The sequence below is a fragment of the Ruegeria sp. C6 genome, assembly GCF_056537625.1.
The window spans coordinates 118629-134857 of sequence record NZ_JBQFRW010000002.1; the positions used below are offsets into that span (position 1 = coordinate 118629).

17 protein-coding genes are annotated in these 16229 nt (G+C 58.2%); 8 read left to right on the forward strand and 9 right to left on the reverse strand.

Going from position 1 to position 16229, the window contains the following annotated elements:
* Positions 1-41: 41 nt before the first annotated feature.
* On the forward strand, positions 42-338 hold the full coding sequence (locus ACR0MJ_RS08165) for an HNH endonuclease (protein ID WP_170406707.1): 297 nt from the start codon (positions 42-44) through the stop codon (positions 336-338).
* Here ACR0MJ_RS08165 and ACR0MJ_RS08170 read toward each other — a convergent pair whose 3' ends face one another.
* The 3 genes from ACR0MJ_RS08170 to ACR0MJ_RS08180 are packed head-to-tail and all read right to left on the reverse strand — an operon-like array spanning position 339 to position 2427.
* Positions 339-1076 carry a VOC family protein gene (locus ACR0MJ_RS08170; RefSeq protein ID WP_480760473.1) on the reverse strand — a complete coding sequence of 246 codons (738 nt, stop codon included), beginning with the start codon at positions 1074-1076 and terminating at the stop codon, positions 339-341.
* Positions 1073-1681 carry an enoyl-CoA hydratase/isomerase family protein gene (locus ACR0MJ_RS08175; protein ID WP_170425866.1) on the reverse strand — a complete coding sequence of 203 codons (609 nt, stop codon included), beginning with the start codon at positions 1679-1681 and terminating at the stop codon, positions 1073-1075. The genes ACR0MJ_RS08170 and ACR0MJ_RS08175 overlap by 4 nt, the downstream gene beginning before the upstream one ends.
* Entirely contained in the window at positions 1678-2427 is a 750-nt protein-coding gene (locus tag ACR0MJ_RS08180; protein ID WP_170398908.1) for an SDR family oxidoreductase, read from the reverse strand. The genes ACR0MJ_RS08175 and ACR0MJ_RS08180 overlap by 4 nt, the downstream gene beginning before the upstream one ends.
* A 132-nt stretch (positions 2428-2559) precedes the next feature.
* Between ACR0MJ_RS08180 and ACR0MJ_RS08185 the strand changes: the two genes are divergently transcribed.
* The 5 genes from ACR0MJ_RS08185 to lpxK all read left to right on the forward strand — a co-directional run bounded on the left by ACR0MJ_RS08185 (position 2560) and on the right by lpxK (position 8559).
* The gene (locus tag ACR0MJ_RS08185; protein WP_170398911.1) at positions 2560-4083 is read left to right on the forward strand and encodes a DUF2125 domain-containing protein; all 1524 of its coding nucleotides are present in this window, start codon (positions 2560-2562) and stop codon (positions 4081-4083) included.
* Positions 4084-4208: 125 nt separating this feature from the next.
* On the forward strand, positions 4209-5555 hold the full coding sequence (locus ACR0MJ_RS08190) for a TldD/PmbA family protein (RefSeq protein WP_480760476.1): 1347 nt from the start codon (positions 4209-4211) through the stop codon (positions 5553-5555).
* Positions 5542-6342 carry a 3'(2'),5'-bisphosphate nucleotidase CysQ gene (locus tag ACR0MJ_RS08195; RefSeq protein WP_170406723.1) on the forward strand — a complete coding sequence of 267 codons (801 nt, stop codon included), beginning with the start codon at positions 5542-5544 and terminating at the stop codon, positions 6340-6342. Before ACR0MJ_RS08190 ends, ACR0MJ_RS08195 begins: the two co-directional genes overlap by 14 nt.
* Entirely contained in the window at positions 6339-7574 is a 1236-nt protein-coding gene (locus ACR0MJ_RS08200) for a 3-deoxy-D-manno-octulosonic acid transferase (RefSeq protein ID WP_480760479.1), read from the forward strand. Before ACR0MJ_RS08195 ends, ACR0MJ_RS08200 begins: the two co-directional genes overlap by 4 nt.
* The gene (lpxK, locus tag ACR0MJ_RS08205; protein ID WP_480760482.1) at positions 7561-8559 is read left to right on the forward strand and encodes a tetraacyldisaccharide 4'-kinase; all 999 of its coding nucleotides are present in this window, start codon (positions 7561-7563) and stop codon (positions 8557-8559) included. Before ACR0MJ_RS08200 ends, lpxK begins: the two co-directional genes overlap by 14 nt.
* Positions 8560-8597: 38 nt before the next feature.
* On the opposite strand, the gene ACR0MJ_RS08210 is transcribed toward lpxK, so the two are convergent.
* Both ACR0MJ_RS08210 and ACR0MJ_RS08215 read right to left on the reverse strand, forming a co-directional pair.
* Positions 8598-9263: a DsbA family protein gene (locus tag ACR0MJ_RS08210; protein WP_170406731.1), complete on the reverse strand. Its 666-nt coding sequence runs from the start codon at positions 9261-9263 to the stop codon at positions 8598-8600.
* 14 nt (positions 9264-9277) lie between these two features.
* Positions 9278-9784 carry a DUF721 domain-containing protein gene (locus ACR0MJ_RS08215; RefSeq protein ID WP_170398930.1) on the reverse strand — a complete coding sequence of 169 codons (507 nt, stop codon included), beginning with the start codon at positions 9782-9784 and terminating at the stop codon, positions 9278-9280.
* A gap of 81 nt (positions 9785-9865) precedes the next feature.
* Here ACR0MJ_RS08215 and mutY point away from each other — a divergent pair, with 81 nt between their 5' ends.
* Positions 9866-10921, forward strand: a complete 1056-nt coding sequence (gene mutY / locus ACR0MJ_RS08220; RefSeq protein ID WP_480760485.1) for an A/G-specific adenine glycosylase — start codon at positions 9866-9868, stop codon at positions 10919-10921.
* A 59-nt stretch (positions 10922-10980) separates the two neighbouring features.
* Positions 10981-12117, forward strand: a complete 1137-nt coding sequence (locus ACR0MJ_RS08225) for an alkane 1-monooxygenase (RefSeq protein WP_480760487.1) — start codon at positions 10981-10983, stop codon at positions 12115-12117.
* A gap of 84 nt (positions 12118-12201) precedes the next feature.
* Here the strand turns inward: ACR0MJ_RS08225 and ACR0MJ_RS08230 are convergent, their stop codons facing one another.
* The 4 genes from ACR0MJ_RS08230 to ACR0MJ_RS08245 form a co-directional block, all read right to left on the reverse strand.
* Positions 12202-13584, reverse strand: a complete 1383-nt coding sequence (locus tag ACR0MJ_RS08230) for an adenylate/guanylate cyclase domain-containing protein (protein ID WP_170398937.1) — start codon at positions 13582-13584, stop codon at positions 12202-12204.
* Between the two features lie 132 nt (positions 13585-13716).
* Positions 13717-14820: a site-specific DNA-methyltransferase gene (locus ACR0MJ_RS08235; protein WP_170406740.1), complete on the reverse strand. Its 1104-nt coding sequence runs from the start codon at positions 14818-14820 to the stop codon at positions 13717-13719.
* A 105-nt stretch (positions 14821-14925) separates the two neighbouring features.
* A complete protein-coding gene (locus ACR0MJ_RS08240) occupies positions 14926-15543 on the reverse strand; it encodes a ribonuclease HII (protein WP_170406743.1) in 618 nt (205 codons plus the stop codon).
* 109 nt (positions 15544-15652) lie between these two features.
* Positions 15653-16132: a hypothetical protein gene (locus tag ACR0MJ_RS08245; protein WP_480760489.1), complete on the reverse strand. Its 480-nt coding sequence runs from the start codon at positions 16130-16132 to the stop codon at positions 15653-15655.
* Positions 16133-16229 lie beyond the last annotated feature (97 nt).

Below are 16229 nucleotides of genomic sequence, written 5' to 3' on the forward strand. Positions count from 1 at the left end.
GTCCCTCTTGCCCTGTACACGCATCAGCGCGAAGTTAGGTCATGGCAAATTCCGATCCGATCTGCCCGCTCTGCAACCGTCCGATCCCCGAAGGTGGTGGAAGCCTGCACCATCTGATCCCAAAGCTTAAGGGAGGCAAGGGCGGGCCCACCGTTTTGTTGCATCAGATATGCCACAAAGAGATCCACGCGACACTGACCGAGGCCGAACTGGCGCGTGACTTTCACACCGTCGATGCACTGCGCAAACATCCGAGGCTTGAGAAGTTCCTGAATTGGGTGCGCAAACGCCCGCCGGGGTTTCGCTCAAAAGTGCCGGGCAAACGACGCGGGCGATGATCAGGCAGGAAGCCAGGGATCGCCGAATGCATCCTTTTGCGGGTTAGCCAGCCCTTCAATTTCGATCCCGAGATAGTCCGGCACCGGTGCAAACCGGGCATTTGGGATGTGTTGGTATTCCAACGTGGTATATGGGCGCTTCCACAGCCATTCGCGGTTCTCAACCGCCCAGAGGTCGGGATTGAGCGGTTTGTCAGCAGTGAACGCGTAGAAATGCAGATCGAACCCGTGAGGTTCGACATCCTGCAAAGACAGCAATGACATTCCCATGGATCGGCAGAACGCATCTTCGGCAGCGATATCACCGGTTCGCAAAGTGATCTGACCAATACAGGCCTTGGCAAATGGGGCGTCCGCGCTGGCGGCATTTTCGGGCCGGTTGCCCTCGAAATCCTGCTGCAGCAGTTCAATGGCAAACCCTTCGGGGTCATTCAGATGGCACATATAGCCGATATCCAGAAACTGCCGCGGCGCGCTGACCGGGATACCCTTCTGGCGCAGGTGTTCTGCGGCAAGATCAACATCCGGCAACGTGATCCCGATCTTCCAATACCGCTGCCCCGGATCATGGCGGTAACCCCCGCCGCCCGGCATCAGCAACAGATCGGCATCCTGACCGGAATATCCAAGACGACGATTGGCGCCTTCAACCCTGACAGACATGCCAAGCGCATCACGATAAAACGCCGCCAACGCATCCGGGTCCGCCACCCGCAATCGGAGCGCGGCCAACCTCATGGGCACAATCCGGCTATGCCCGCAGCAACCGACGGATCTGCGGACAGGCTGTCGGCTACAAGTTCTTGTGCAGTTGGTATCAAATGTTCGGGCTCAACCACCCGATCAACCAGCCCAAAGCTATAAGCTTCTTCTGCAGAAATCTTCTGTCCCGCCATCAGTATGAGTCGGGTTCTGGCCGGACCGATCAACTCTGCCATCCGCTTGGGATCCGAGGGCTGCGGCAAGAATCCCAGCTTCATGACCGGGTAAAAGAACTTGGCCGAGGGCACTGCGATACGCAGGTCACAGGCCAGCACCATACCGTTGGCTCCACCGGCCAAAGTGCCGTTGAGCGCGGCCACCGTCAGGCAGGGCAAGGCGGCAATGGCACCCGACAACCTCTCCCAAAGATCGGATGTCGCAAGGCCCGCCCGCGCTTCTTCAAGATCGGCGCCCGCACTGAAGACCCGGCCCGCCCCCGTCAGGATCAATGCACGTGCCTCGGTTGCCGCCTCTGCGATGCGTACCAATTCGCTAAGCATCGCTGAGGTCAGCGCATTGGCCTTATCCGGATTGTTCAACGTGACGGTCCACAGCCCATTATCCTGTGTCAGTTCGATCACGTCAGCCCAACCCTTTTTCGGATGTCTTCGTTGCGCAGCGATATCTCGGTCCCCAAGAACTCATCCGCATCTGCCGAGCACATCCACATCAACGCCCGCGCGGGCCAGTCTGCGGGGATGTGATCGTCCCAATCCAGCTGACTTACTGGATTGATTCCGCTGGCCTTGATCACCCGCTGCATATCTGTGGCCACAGTTCCCGGGGACAGGCCCATTGCGCGAATACCGTGATGCGCCTCTTCCAGATGCAGGCATTCGGTCAGCATCTTGGCCCCGGCTTTTGATGCACAATAGTGGCTCCAGGCTTCGACCGGGTTCGACGCGGCACCGGACGAGACTGTCAGAACGGTCCCGCCGCCTGCTGCCCGCATGATGGGCAGGACGGCACGCATTCCATAAAAGACACCCTTCAAGTTGATGTCGATTGCTTGGCTCCAGGCCCGGGTGTCGGCATTCGAAAGATGAAAGATCGGATCAATGACGCCCGCGTTCCCGATTAGCACATCCAGCTTGCCGAACCGGTCGATGCAATCGGCAACTGTCTGTTCGACCTGGGAAAAATCGCTGACGTCGCAGGCCAGCGCCATGGCATTTTCACCCAATGCCGCAGCCAGAGCGTCAATCTGATCGCGGCTGCGTGCGACCAAGGCCACATTGGCCCCAGCTGCGGCAAAAACGCGCCCGGCTTCCGCTCCGATGCCTCGGCTTGCCCCTGTGATCAGTACCGTTTTCCCTTGCATATGCATCGTTTAAATCCCCGCATTTGAAATTGTCTTAACTCGTACCCTGCAAATGGGGAATTGGTCCACCCCTTCCCCCTTGACGCTGGCCGCTACAGGCACGACCATGCCGGCAAATTGATCAAGAAGGGTTCTCTTATGACTGTTTTCCTTCGCCGTAGCTGCGGTGCAGCTTTGGCCTACGCTGTTGCAACCAACGGCGCCTTTGCAGATGTTACCGCCAATGATGTCTGGGCCGATTGGCAGGCTTATCTGGGCGGCATGGGCTATGACGTCACTGGCGATCAGAGCGTTTCCGGCAACGTCACCACCATCGCGAACATGACGATGGCCATGGCCATTCCGGACACCGAAGGCACCTTCGACATGGTCATCCCCGAGATGACGTTGACCGAAAATGGCGACGGTACAGTCAATATCGGCTTTCCTGCCAGCTTCCCGATGACAATTTCGGGTGAAGCCGAGGGCGAGACATTTTCGGCTGATCTGATGTACGCTCACGACGCCTTGGAAATGGTCGTTTCGGGTACCCCCGAAAACATGACATATGACTATACGGCGAACAGCCTGACTCTGTCGATGGACTCGATGGAGTTTGATGGCGAAACCGTATCCAGCGACATGTTTGCCTTGAACGTTCAGATGAACGAAATCGCAGGCACATCGCAGATGCAGATCGGCGAGATGCGCGATATCGCGCAGCAGTTCACGGCCAGCAGCCTGTCCTATGATGTGGCCTTCAACGAGCCCGAAAGTGAAGACACGGGCCGGATCAGCGGTAAATTAGATGGTTTGAAATTTGATGGCGATACAATCATTCCACCCGGTATGGATGTCGCCAACATTGAAGACATCTACAAGGCCGGGTTCGCCGCTTCAGGTACATTCACATACGCCTCGGGCAGCACCGAAATGGCAGGCACTGCCGAGGGTGAGCCATTCTCGCTCAGCAGCAGTTCCGAAGGAGGCAGCTTTACCGGCAGCATCGATGCACAGCGCCTTGTCTACGATCTTGCGCAGAACAGCACCAAACTAGCCGTCACCACGTCGGATCTGCCTTTTCCAATCGAAATCGCGATGGCAAATGCAGGGCTGAAATTCGAGCTTCCGGTGCAGGCCTCGGAAGAAATCCAGCCATTTGGGTTTGGCATGAACCTGACGGATTTCACCATGTCCGACGTGTTGTGGAGCATGTTCGACCCTGCTAGTGCGCTGCCGCGCGATCCGGCGACCATCGCGTTGGATGCAACCGGCACCGCCAAAGTTCTGGTCGATTTCATGGACCCGGAAGCCGTCGAAGAGCTTGAGACATCTGATATCGTTCCGGGCGAACTGCATTCGCTGAAGATCAACAAGCTTCTCGTATCATTGGTCGGAGCCCAATTGAGCGGTGATGGCGACTTTGCGTTCGACAACTCCAACACGGAAGAGTTTGATGGCCTGCCTGCCCCGTCGGGTGTCGCCAACTTGAAACTTGTTGGGGCCAACGCTCTGCTGGACAAGCTGATCGGCATGGGCTTTGTGTCGGAAAACGACGCGCTGGGCGCGCGTATGATGATGGGTCTGATGGCTGTTCCGGGCGAAGAACCGGACACGTTGAACTCGAAAATCGAGTTTACCGAGGATGGACAGATCCTGGCCAACGGTCAGCGTATCAAGTGACAAACAAATCGGGAAAGGCCGCTGCGCTGGCCTTTCCCGCCCGAGGCACATAAAGCCAGTGGGCTGCAGGCCTTGCGGGACAGGCTATCCGAGGCTAGGTCCAGAACAACAAGACCGGAGGCCTCATGACGCGAACACCTCAAACAATCAGTGAAGAGCTGCTGAATGCAGCCCGCAAGGCAGGTGCCGAGGCAGCGGATGCCATAGTAATTGATGGCTCATCCGTTTCTGTGGAGGTACGTAGTGGTGCATTGGAACATGCCGAACGCTCGGAAGCGACCGATCTAGGGCTGCGGGTCTTCCTTGGCAAACAGCAGGCAATCGTATCCAGTTCGGATAGTCGCCCCGATACGCTTACCGCGATGGCCGAGCGCGCCGTGGCCATGGCACGGGAAGCGCCGGAAGATCCGTTCACCGGCTTGGCCGCGCCTGACCAATTGGTCGCCAACTGTAATATCGACGCGCTGGAGCTGTTTGACCCAGCCCCTGAACCCAGCGCTGAAGCTCTGATGCAGGATGCGCTGGCGGCAGAGGCAGCAGCGCTGGACGTTGCGGGAGTCTCACAGGTGTCCGACGCTGCGGCCGCCTATGGTACCCACCGGGTCCATCTTGCCGCAACAAACGGCTTTTCGGATGGCTACATGCGCAGCAGCCGTTCAACCTCATGCGTCGCCATTTCCGGCGAAGGGACGGGAATGGAGCGTGACTATGACGGTGACAGCCGGACTTTTCAGTCTGACCTGCGCAGCCCCGCCGAGATTGGTCGCACGGCTGGTGAACGTGCGGTTCAGATCGTGGGAGCACGCAAGCCCCAGACCGGCAGTTTTCCGGTGGTGTTCGACGAACGGATTTCATCATCCCTGATCGGCCATCTGCTGGCCGCCAGCAATGGCGCGGCGATAGCCCGCGGGGCCTCGTGGCTGAAGGAAAGCCTTGGGCAACAGGTTCTACCGGCACATTTGTCTTTGATTGAAGACCCGCATCGCCCGCGCATTTCGGGCTCGCGCCCGTTCGATGCCGAAGGGCTGGCAACACGGCGCAGGGCGATCGTTGAAGATGGCGTACTGACCGGCTGGACGTTAGACCTGTCCAGCGCCCGCAAATTGGGAATGACCTCGACCGGCAACGCAGCGCGCGGCGTATCCGGGCCGCCGTCGCCCAGCAACTGGAACCTGAGCCTGACGCAAGGCGAGAAGACCCGCGCCGAGTTGTTGCGCGACATGGGTACCGGGCTTTTGGTCACTTCGATGATCGGATCGACCATCAATCCGAATACCGGCGACTATTCACGCGGCGCTTCGGGATTTTGGGTTGAGAACGGCGAGATCACCCATCCCGTCAACGAGTGTACCATCGCTGGCAATCTTCGCGACATGCTGATGCGAATCATTCCGGCAAACGATGCGCGGCCTTACCTATCGCGCGTTGTACCCTCGCTGTTGATCGAAGGGATGACACTTGCCGGCAACTGACCTGCCCCTGCTGATTGACGCTGCGCTTGAGGCCGGAAAGATCGCCACGCGCTATTCGGGTCCTGATGCCCAGCGCTGGGATAAACCCGAAGGCGCAGGCCCGGTGACCGAGGCCGATCTGGCCGTCAACGCGATGCTAGAACGTGATCTGCAGGCGGCCCGCCCGGATTATGGCTGGCTGAGCGAAGAAACCGAGGATTCACCCGATCGTCTGGCCCGTGATCGGGTCTTCGTCATCGATCCCATCGACGGCACCCGCAGTTTTGCCGAGGGGTCGCGCACATGGGCCCATTCGCTGGCCGTAACCGAGAACGGTGAGGTCACGGCAGCCGTCATCTACCTGCCCTTACGTGATCTGCTGTATGCGGCTGCAAAAGGGCAAGGTGCAACGTTGAATGGCACTGCCATCCAAGTGTCAGGGCAAGCGCACCTGCCCGAAGCCGAGATTTTGGCGGCAAAACCCAATCTAGATCCGCGCCACTGGCAATCCGGTGCTGCACCTGACTTTCGCCGTGTATACCGCCCGTCTCTGGCCTATCGGATGGCGCTGGTTGCGCAGGGACGGTTTGACGGGATGCTGACGTTGCGACCCAGTTGGGAATGGGATATCGCCGCCGGAGATCTGATCCTGCGCGAGGCAGGCGGGCTCTGTACCGATCGTTTGGGGCAACCTCTGCGCTTCAACAATACCCACCCGCGCCTGAACGGCGTGGTGGCGGCAGGTTCAGCGGTGCATTCGGACCTTCAGACCCGACTTAACCCGAATGGGGCCGGAATTCCGGCATGAGCAAGCCGCGATCTCTGAGCCTTGCGGCCTATCGAGTCCTGTCCTGGGGCGTCCCGCAAAGCACGGGTCACCCCGAGATTGCGCGCCCGGAAGGTGAACTTCTGTGGGTCCATGTCAGTACACCCGATCGGTTGCGGGCCGTCGACAATATTTGCCGTCGGCTGCTGTCTGTGCGACCAGAACTTTCGCTGTTGCTGACCGCCCCACCCGATGTTGATCTGAAGGACTGGGAAGATTGCGATACCCCGATCACAATGCTGCCCGCCGAGCATACCGGCGCGGCGCGCACGTTCTTGGATCACTGGCGCCCTGATATGGGGCTGTGGTTTGGCGGTGGGCTGATGCCCAATGTCATAACACGCGCACAGGAGCGGGGCATTCCGCTAATTTTGCTTGAGGCTGTGGTCGACGTGAAAACCGCAAGGGGTGGACGTTGGCTACCTGATATCACGCGATACACGCTGGATTGCTTTACAGCGATACTTGCGCCCAATAATGACAGCGCACGCCAAATCCGACGCCTGGGAGTGAACTCGGCAAAAATCTCGGTCGCGCCACCACTTCATATCAGCCCCAACCCAGAGCCCTGGCCCGAAGATGAATTGATCGAGACCACTCACACAATGGCCGGGCGCCCAGTTTGGCTGGCCGCATGGGTTCAGGACAAGGAATTCATCTCGGTTCTGACGGCCCATCGTCAGGCCTTGCGGATGCTGCCACGTCTGGCTTTGGTCCTGCATGTGGCGGATATGTCCGAGGCATCGCCCCTGTTTAAACGCCTCGAAGCGATGGACCTTCGATGCGCCAACTGGGATGAAGGCCATCCAATCGAAGACACCACACAAGTGATTCTAACAGCCGAGCCCGAGGATCTGGGCCTTTGGCATCGTGTATCCGCAGTTACCTTCATGGGAAGTTCACTGGAACGCGGGGCGCGGGGGCACGACCCTCTGACCGCAGTCGCCTTGGGATCTGCGGTAATCCATGGGCCTCATGTCAGCAAGCATCGCAGTCTCTATGACAGATTGGGGCAGGCAAAAGCCGCGTTGAAGATACGAACCGCAACAGAGTTGGGCGATGGCGTTGTCGAATTGTTGGCACCTGACCGCACAGCAGACATGGCATTGGCCGGATGGCGGATTGTCACCGAAGGGGCTCCACAGGCGGACCAACTGATCGATATGGTACAGGATACACTGGACCGGCGAGGGCGTGACGATGCGGGCACCTGACTTCTGGAACTCAGCCCCTGATCGGTTGGATCTGCGCGCCAGGCTGTTGGCGCCACTTGGTCGCCTCTATGCCGCTGCAACCGCCCGTCGCGTGGCGAGCGGGCAAGGCATCTCGCCGGGCGTACCGGTTATCTGCGTTGGCAACCTGAATGCCGGTGGCACAGGGAAGACACCGACGGTGATCTGGGTTTTGGAATATTTGAGGGATACCTGGCATCAACCTCATGTCGTGACCAAAGGCCATGGTGGCTCGCTGGAAGGCCCGGTGCAGGTCGACCCGCGCAAACACACAGCGGCTCAGGTCGGGGATGAACCCCTGTTACTCGCCGCGTTTGCCGAGGTCTGGGTCGCCAAAGATCGTGCAGCGGGCGCGCAGGCAGCCGCAGCGGCAGGGGCAACCGCGATCGTGCTGGACGACGGTTTTCAGAACCCCGCAGTTGCCAAGGATTTTTCCATCATCGTGGTGGATGCGCAGCGCGGATTTGGCAATGGCCTTTGCCTTCCTGCTGGTCCACTGCGAGAGCCTGTGGCCGTTGGATTGAAACGTGCCGATCTCGTGTTGTCGCTTGGGGACGCCGCAGCGCAGTCAACATTTTCAGAAAGATGGGAACCTGCCCTGACGGTCCCACACGCCACCGGCGAGGTGTATCCGCTCCAAACCGGAATGGACTGGAACAATACACCCGTTCTGGCCTTTGCGGGCATAGGCTATCCGGACAAGTTCTTTGGAACTCTGCGACAGCAAGGCGCTAAACTGCTGCGGGCCGAGGCACTGGATGATCACCAACCACTGACTTCAGCGCTGATGACGCGGCTTGAGAACGAGGCCAAAGCACTGGGCGCGCAACTGGTGACAACCGAGAAAGACGCCGTGCGCCTGCCCGCCACTTTCCGCAGCAAAGTTCTGACCCTACCGGTTCGGTTGCAAATCAATCAGGATGACAAAGTCAAAGAGTTGTTGGCGAAGGCCGCGCCTTCACCTTAGGCAGATGGCCAGCCCAAAACAGGCTGACCATTCAGGATTTAGCTGCCAAGCTCGGCTTCGATCAGCGTCTTGAAGTCGTCATAAGGCTGATTTTCAACCTTCTTCCCATTCACGACGAAAGTAGGCGTCGCCTGAATTCCATCGCGTTCGGCATTTTCCTGATACCAGGCCACCAGTGTCTGCGCGCGGGTACCGTCCTGCAGGCAAGCCTCAAGCTGATCATTGTCTATGCCAGCGAGACGCCCGATCTTGCGCAGTTCATCAACGATTTCGGCAGGACCTCCGGCACGGGTCCATTCCGACTGGCCTTCATACAGCAGGTCGGTGATGCCAAAGAACTTGTCAGGTCCTGCACAGCGCGCGACCATCGAGGCCCACAGGCCATAGCGGTCGAAATACACCTCGCGGTAAGTGAACTTTACCTTGCCGGTATCGATGAAGTCCTTCTTGAGCTGCTTGTACGCGCCCTGATGGAAATTCGCGCAGTGCGGGCAGGTGTACGATGCATATTCGATGATCTCGACTGGCGCGTCTTCGGCCCCCTGCACCATCTCGACGATGGTCGAGGTGTCCAAATCCGCCTCTTGCGCCTCAGCAGCACCAACAAGCGGGTTCGAAGGGATCGTGTTACTCGACGTTGTCAGCCAATAGCCGCCAGCGGCCACGGCGACAGCCGCACATATTACGGTTGCAATCCGGCTCATTCATCAGCCCTTTCTTAGCGTTTCTGTCTGGATAAAACGTTGCGGCCCAAACGTTCAAGGGCCGCGCGCAAATCTTCATCATCAACCGCGCGCGACACATTGTCGGCCTCAGCTGCGATTTCTGGTGAAACAACCGGTTTCGTCTGTTTCGGTTTGTGATCGAAACTCGCCTGCCCCTCAGCAAATCCGGTAGGCGCGGTCTGGGTGATACGCACCCGATTGATCGCGTTGTAACCATAGACCGCATTCACTTTGTCGCGCAGCTGTTCTTTCTGCATCTCCAGCATTGGCGCCTGCGGCCCGGTGGTCAGCACCGTCAGTGTCGCGCCAAAGCCACCCTTGGCGTATCCCACATTCACCGGCCGGGCGATCGACGCGATGTCCTGGCCCACAATCTCGGCCCAATGGGTCAAAAGGCGCGAGACGGCAAATCCCCGGCTTTCCCCGGCCTGCCTGATCCGGTCGTTCAGCAAAGTGGCGGTGCGCTTGAACCCGCGGGTCGAGGAACGTCTGCGTTGCATCTGGTTTCCAACTCCTGCGCCGCTATTGTAATAGGCTGATACCCGGACGCCAGTGAAACCCGACAGAGAGTTACATAAAACTTGCGTGACTGCACCGAATCTGACCTGAGCAATACGCTGCTGGATTGGTACGACCGCCACGCACGTGAAATGCCTTGGCGTATTGGCCCGGCAGCGCGTGCCGCAGGCTTAGCACCAGACCCCTACCGCGTCTGGCTATCCGAAGTGATGCTGCAACAAACGACCGTTGCCGCTGTTCGCGACTATTTTGTTCGTTTCACCACGCGCTGGCCAACCGTCGAAGCCCTTGCCAATGCGCAAGATGATCAGGTCATGGGGGAATGGGCTGGCCTGGGCTATTACGCCCGCGCCCGCAACCTTCTGAAATGCGCGCGGGTGGTTGCGTCCGCGCATGACGGGCAGTTTCCCAACAATTACGATGCACTACTGGAACTGCCGGGCATTGGCCCCTATACGGCGGCGGCCATAGCAGCCATCGCATTTGATCGACCCGAAACTGTCCTGGACGGCAATGTCGAACGGGTCATGGCAAGGCTCTATGATATTCACGAACCCCTGCCCGCCTCAAAACCCCTGTTAAAGAAAAAAGCCGCGGCATTGACCCCGCAGCACCGGCCCGGAGATTACGCGCAGGCTGTCATGGATTTGGGTGCAACGATCTGTACTCCAAAATCTCCGACTTGCGGTATTTGCCCCCTGCATGCGGCCTGTCTGGCGCGGAAGGCGAGGACGCAGGTGGAACTGCCGCAAAAAACGCCCAGGAAGCCCAAACCCACCCGGCTGGGCCACATCTACATCGCCCAACGCGGCGATGGTGCCCTGCTGTTGGAACGCCGCCCCGATAAGGGCCTGCTGGGCGGAATGTTGGGCTGGCCCGGCTCGGACTGGTCCGAAACACCGCTGGAAAGCCCTCCGTTCCCGGCGCGATGGCACGAAATCCCCGGTGAAGTGAGACACACCTTCACCCACTTTCACCTGATCCTGCGTATTTGGACAACCGAATTGCCAGACGGTTGCAATCCGAACGGTCTGACAGTCATGGACAAACACCAATTCAGGCCCAGCGATCTGCCCACGGTTATGCGCAAGGCTTTTGACCTCTGGCGCGGCCAATAGACCGCTGGGCAAAGCCCAGTGCGCGGTCTACGGTGTCGCCAACGTTTCGGAGCCTCAACATGATCGCATCTGACACACTGTCTCGCTGGCAATCCGCCCTTCCCTTTTGGGTCTCATATCTCCTGATCCCACTGATCTGGATGACCACTACGGCAGGCGGATGGTGGGTCCTGCTTGTACCGCTTTCGACATGGTGGGTCTTTGCGGTGCTTGACCGGCTGACCGGCCTAAACCTTGAAAACGCCGACCCGGACACGCCAGATGCGGGGCTGCAATGGTATATCTGGCTGACCAAAGCCTGGGCACCTGTGCAATTCCTCACGCTCTATGGGCTGATCTGGTACACTACCCGAGCCGTAGATATAAGCTCGGTCGAAAAAATCGGCGTGTTCTTCGGCATGGGCGTCCTTTCCGGAACGATCGGGATCAACTACAGCCACGAGCTGATGCATCAGAAAGGCAAACTGGAACGCTGGCTGGGCGATTTCCTGTTGTCGATGGTCCTTTATTCCCATTTCCGGTCCGAGCACCTGCTGGTTCACCACCGCTACGTCGGAACTCCGCGCGATCCGGTAACCGCGCGCTACAACGAAGGTTTCCACCGGTTCTATCCGCGCGTTCTGCGCCAAAGCCTCATCTCAGCCTTTCGCGCCGAGCGGGAAAAACTGGCCCGCAAAGACCGCCCGTGGACCGACCCGGCAAACCCGTTCTGGCGCTATTGGAGCCTTCAAGGAGCCATGCTGCTGCTAGCATTTCTGATCGGCGGATGGGCAGGGCTAGGCCTGTTTTTGGTACAGGCCGGCACCGCGATCTGGCAGCTTGAACTTGTTAACTATGTCGAGCACTACGGGCTGACGCGCAAATATCTGGGCGATGGCAAATATGAGCATGTGCACCCGCGCCATTCCTGGAACGCGTCACAAAAGGCCTCGAATTGGTTGTTGATAAACTTGCAACGCCACTCGGACCACCACTACAAGCCAAACCGGCGCTTTCCATTGCTGCAACACCATACGCAGGACGCAGCGCCGCAACTGCCTCATGGATATCCGGTCATGACCCTTGCCGCGATGATCCCGCCCTTGTGGCGGCGTATCATGAATCCGAGGGTCCGCGCTTGGCGGCGTCAATACTATCCCGAAATCACCAACTGGAAGCCTTACAACAAAGCGCACAACCGTGCCCCTCGCACCTGACTGCAGCGCGCACCAGCGCGCTGCCCGGCCCAACGGGAAGGATCACATCTTTGATCCGGTGCTGACAGGCGGGAGCCCTGGTTGCTACAGCACCCAGACATCCATCGGGGCTGTAACACCGCGAACAGGCTGGTCCGAGTGCTGTGCAAACCCGGTCATCATGTCTTGCGCATTTGGCGTCTCGCTAAGGGCCTGAGACCGCAATGCATCACTGACAATGATGCGCGCTTGAAAATCGCGCGTCAGGGCCTCTAGCTTCGCAGCAACATTCACCGCATCGCCGATCACTGCAAATTCCAGCCGGTTTGCACCGATATCCCCCAGTACGACCGAGCCATAATGAACCCCGACCCCGATCCGAATCTCTGGCTCACCCGCGCGCTTGCGCTCCAAATTCCAACGGTCGATCATCTCGACCATGGACCGCGCGCATGCCAGCGCATTGCTTGCATCCAGCTCTCCGGGTACGGGGGTTCCAAACGTGGCCATCAGCCCATCGCCCAAGTATTTGTCGAGTGTTCCGTGATGGCGAAACACCTCGGTCTCCATTCGGGCGTGGAAACCACGCAAAACTTCAATAACCTCATATGGATCACGGCCAGCCGAGAACTTGGTGAAGCCAACGATGTCGATAAATAGAACCGCGATATCCTCTTTGCGGACCTGCTTCAGAGGTTCGTCGTTCTGGCTCAGCTCATCCACCACATTCGGCGAAAAGTATCGAGACAGATTCGCGCGTTCACGTTCAAGCCCAGCATTGGACATCAGCAAGCGATTGAGGCGGCGCATCGACACCCCAAGCGTCACTGCGACCATGACAAAAACGATCACCTGCTGGATGCGTAGGGTTGGCATGAAACTGTTGGGATCCATGAACTCGGCCACATCCGGGTAGCCTGACAAAGCCTCGGCCACACGCTCGCTAATCCCGGGGATCGGGGTGGCGACCCACCAAGCGATCACCCATCCAGCCGTCCACATCATCGCCGTCCACGAACCGATCGCAATGACAGTGCGCCAGGAATAGGCAAGCGTCCCTGCTGCTAGGATAATGAAGAAATATTGAAAATTGTCGAACCGATACTGCATCGCCAGTGGTCGCACATCGTCGCTGAACGGGTTTGGCACAATCATCCCCAGCGTCATGATCAGCAGATCGACGAAGATCAAAAGCAACTCGGTCCGGGATTGCCCCACACGACCCGCGCGTTGGATCAGCCAACCATTGGCGCAGATCAGAAGCAGGATGAAATGGTACCATAGGACCTCCCACTGGGGATTCAGATAGATCAGCAACAGCCCGGTCAACGCCATCGCGATCCACCGTGCACGAACAGCCAGTTCAAGCCCCTCTCGCTTGTGTCGTTCCAGTGCTGCCTCGGTATATTTGTTGTCCAGATCGAAGTTGTCCGGTTGCGTAACAAAGAACCGGCTGAGGCGGGATTGACTGGCGGTGGTCTCGGTCATTGCCTTTATCTCCCACAAGGGCTGTCAGGGGCTGCCCTATGCAATCATCTCACAGGCAAAAACAAAAGACCCCGCCGGTAACGGCGGGGCAAGGCGTAGTGCCTTGTGTCAGGCCACAGGCACCGGCGGTATTCAGTTATGCAATTCGGCCCTGATCTGCTGACGCAACACGTCGATGGGCACGGTTTTGCCATCGCGTTTGAAGCACCAATAGGTCCAGCCATTACAAGACGGAGCATTTTCCAGATGCGCGCCAACCTGATGGATCGAACCTTTGACGTTCTGCCCTACCAGAGTCCCATCGGCGCGGACCTTGGCTTTATGGCGTTGGTTCATCGAATACAGTTCCTCACCCGGGCGCAGCATGCCGCGTTCGACCAATTGGCCAAAGGGCACGCGCGGCTCAGCACGCTTGCTGGCGCTGACTTCCAACGCTTCGCGGTCAAACTTACGGACCTTTGAAATACGCTTTTCAGCCACCTTGCGATAACTTTCTTCGCGCTCAATCCCAATGAACTCACGCCCCAGCATTTTCGCTACAGCACCTGTGGTGCCCGTGCCAAAGAACGGATCCAGCACCACGTCACCGGGATTGGTCGAGCCAATCAGGACACGATGCAGCAGTGATTCCGGTTTCTGTGTCGGATGCGCCTTGTCGCCGTTTTCGTCCTTGAGCCGTTCATGCCCGGTGCAGATCGGCAGTACCCAATCGCTGCGCATCTGCACGCCTTCGTTCAGCGCTTTCAGTGCTTCGTAGTTAAAAGTGTACTTGGCCCCCTCACGCTTGGACGCCCAGATCATTGTCTCATGTGCGTTGGTAAATCGCTTGCCACGGAAGTTTGGCATCGGGTTGGACTTACGCCACACAACGTCGTTCAGAATCCAATAGCCCGCATCCTGCAGGGCGGAACCCACGCGGAAAATGTTGTGATAAGACCCAATCACCCAGATCGCACCATTGGGCTTCAGCAGACGATGCGCAGCCTTCAACCATTCCCGCGTGAACTGGTCATAAGCCCCAAAGCTGCTGAACTGATCCCAGTGATCATCGACCGCATCGACCTGAGAATTATCGGGCCTGTGCAATTGACCTTTCAACTGTAAATTATACGGGGGGTCCGCAAAAATCAGGTCAATCGACGCCTCGGGCAGACTGTTCATCGCCTCGATGCAGTCACCGGATAGAATCGTGTTTAAAGGGAGCGCGGCTGCGCCCTTTGTCTTGATTGTGGTCATATCACTGCCTCAGTTCCACGGCGCTTTTGCGCTCATTTGGTTGAGACAAGGATGAGTCAAAGATGATTCGCCGTCAATTTCTTTTTTGAATCAGCGACTTACGATTTACTCTTGATACAAGATATTGTGGACCGGTTTGAACGAACGTCTATGGTGTGGGGTCACGCCAAGATTTTGCAACGCCTCACGGTGCTGTTTTGTCGGATATCCGGCATTCGCCTCCCACCCATAGCCGGGATGCTGTTGCGCCAAATCCACCATCAGCTGATCACGCCAGATTTTTGCAATGATCGACGCTGCCGAAATCGACACCGACCGTGCGTCGCCCTTCACCACCGCCTGCGAGGGTAATTTCATACCGCGCGGGATCATGTTGCCATCAATCAGCAAGAAATCCGGAGCCGGGTCCAGCGCAGCTACCGCGCGTACCATCGCCAGATGCGAGGCGCGCAGGATGTTATGCTCATCGATCTCTGCAACCGTGGCTTCGGCCACCGCGACCTCTGCCCGGTCGCGCAATATCTCATCCAAACCGCCGCGACGCTTGGCCGTCAGTTTTTTTGAATCGTTCAACCCAGCGGGAATGTCATCCGGGTTCAAAATAACCGCTGCGGCTACAACCGGGCCGGCCAGCGGACCGCGCCCAACCTCATCCACCCCGGCAATTCGGGTATATCCGCGTGCCAGCAAAGCCCGTTCGAGTTCATAATCAGGTGTCGTCATACCCTTGGCAAATCGCGTTTCGTAGCGCTTCGCAAGAAAAAAGAGAGGGCAGCTTGCGCCACCCTCTCCCGCGCGGCGCTTCTATGGCGCCACTCCTGCTCGAAACCTGTCACTGGTAAACGACACGGTATCCTTTCTGGCGCAGGCAGGCGGGTTCGTATGCCCGTTTTACCTTTTTACCATTCCAGAAACCAACCTTGCATTGGTGTGGCAGGCTATCGGCATGTTTATAGTACTTCTTCAGGCAATTCGGCCCAAGCAGCGGACGCTTGTTCGAATAGGCATTGAACGTGCGCAGGCAACGCTGTGGTAGGTCATAACGGGCCACGCGCTTTGGTAACGGGCGTACAGCATGTTTTTTCTTGGCCTTCTTCGCCTTGGCTGCGGCCTGCTTGTGACGCTTGCGGCGCTCTGCCTCTTCGTCGCGCTTTTTCTCCTGATGATAGTGGTTGATCGCAGCACCTATGAGCGCGATCGCAGCCAATCCGCCGAGAATATCTCGGGTATCTGCCGCCCGTGCCTGCGACGCCGAGATCCCCGTGATGGCGACGGCGGTTGCTATGATCAGAGCGATAAATTTCCGGTGCATGATGCGTGTCCTTTCGGATAATGGGCAGGCCGGTTACCGACCGCGAAATTGATAACCTGACACTGCGACCACCCCGTTCAGACAAGCAATAACGGCA

Coding starts and splice junctions, on each gene's coding strand:
- ACR0MJ_RS08165 (WP_170406707.1), top strand. CDS start 42: ATGGCAAATTCCGATCCGATCTGCCCGCTCTGCAACCGTCCGATCCCC.
- ACR0MJ_RS08170 (WP_480760473.1), bottom strand. CDS start 1,076: ATGAGGTTGGCCGCGCTCCGATTGCGGGTGGCGGACCCGGATGCGTTG.
- ACR0MJ_RS08180 (WP_170398908.1), bottom strand. CDS start 2,427: ATGCATATGCAAGGGAAAACGGTACTGATCACAGGGGCAAGCCGAGGC.
- ACR0MJ_RS08185 (WP_170398911.1), top strand. CDS start 2,560: ATGACTGTTTTCCTTCGCCGTAGCTGCGGTGCAGCTTTGGCCTACGCT.
- ACR0MJ_RS08190 (WP_480760476.1), top strand. CDS start 4,209: ATGACGCGAACACCTCAAACAATCAGTGAAGAGCTGCTGAATGCAGCC.
- ACR0MJ_RS08200 (WP_480760479.1), top strand. CDS start 6,339: ATGAGCAAGCCGCGATCTCTGAGCCTTGCGGCCTATCGAGTCCTGTCC.
- lpxK (WP_480760482.1), top strand. CDS start 7,561: ATGCGGGCACCTGACTTCTGGAACTCAGCCCCTGATCGGTTGGATCTG.
- ACR0MJ_RS08210 (WP_170406731.1), bottom strand. CDS start 9,263: ATGAGCCGGATTGCAACCGTAATATGTGCGGCTGTCGCCGTGGCCGCT.
- ACR0MJ_RS08215 (WP_170398930.1), bottom strand. CDS start 9,784: ATGCAACGCAGACGTTCCTCGACCCGCGGGTTCAAGCGCACCGCCACT.
- ACR0MJ_RS08225 (WP_480760487.1), top strand. CDS start 10,981: ATGATCGCATCTGACACACTGTCTCGCTGGCAATCCGCCCTTCCCTTT.
- ACR0MJ_RS08230 (WP_170398937.1), bottom strand. CDS start 13,584: ATGACCGAGACCACCGCCAGTCAATCCCGCCTCAGCCGGTTCTTTGTT.
- ACR0MJ_RS08235 (WP_170406740.1), bottom strand. CDS start 14,820: ATGACCACAATCAAGACAAAGGGCGCAGCCGCGCTCCCTTTAAACACG.
- ACR0MJ_RS08240 (WP_170406743.1), bottom strand. CDS start 15,543: ATGACGACACCTGATTATGAACTCGAACGGGCTTTGCTGGCACGCGGA.
- ACR0MJ_RS08245 (WP_480760489.1), bottom strand. CDS start 16,132: ATGCACCGGAAATTTATCGCTCTGATCATAGCAACCGCCGTCGCCATC.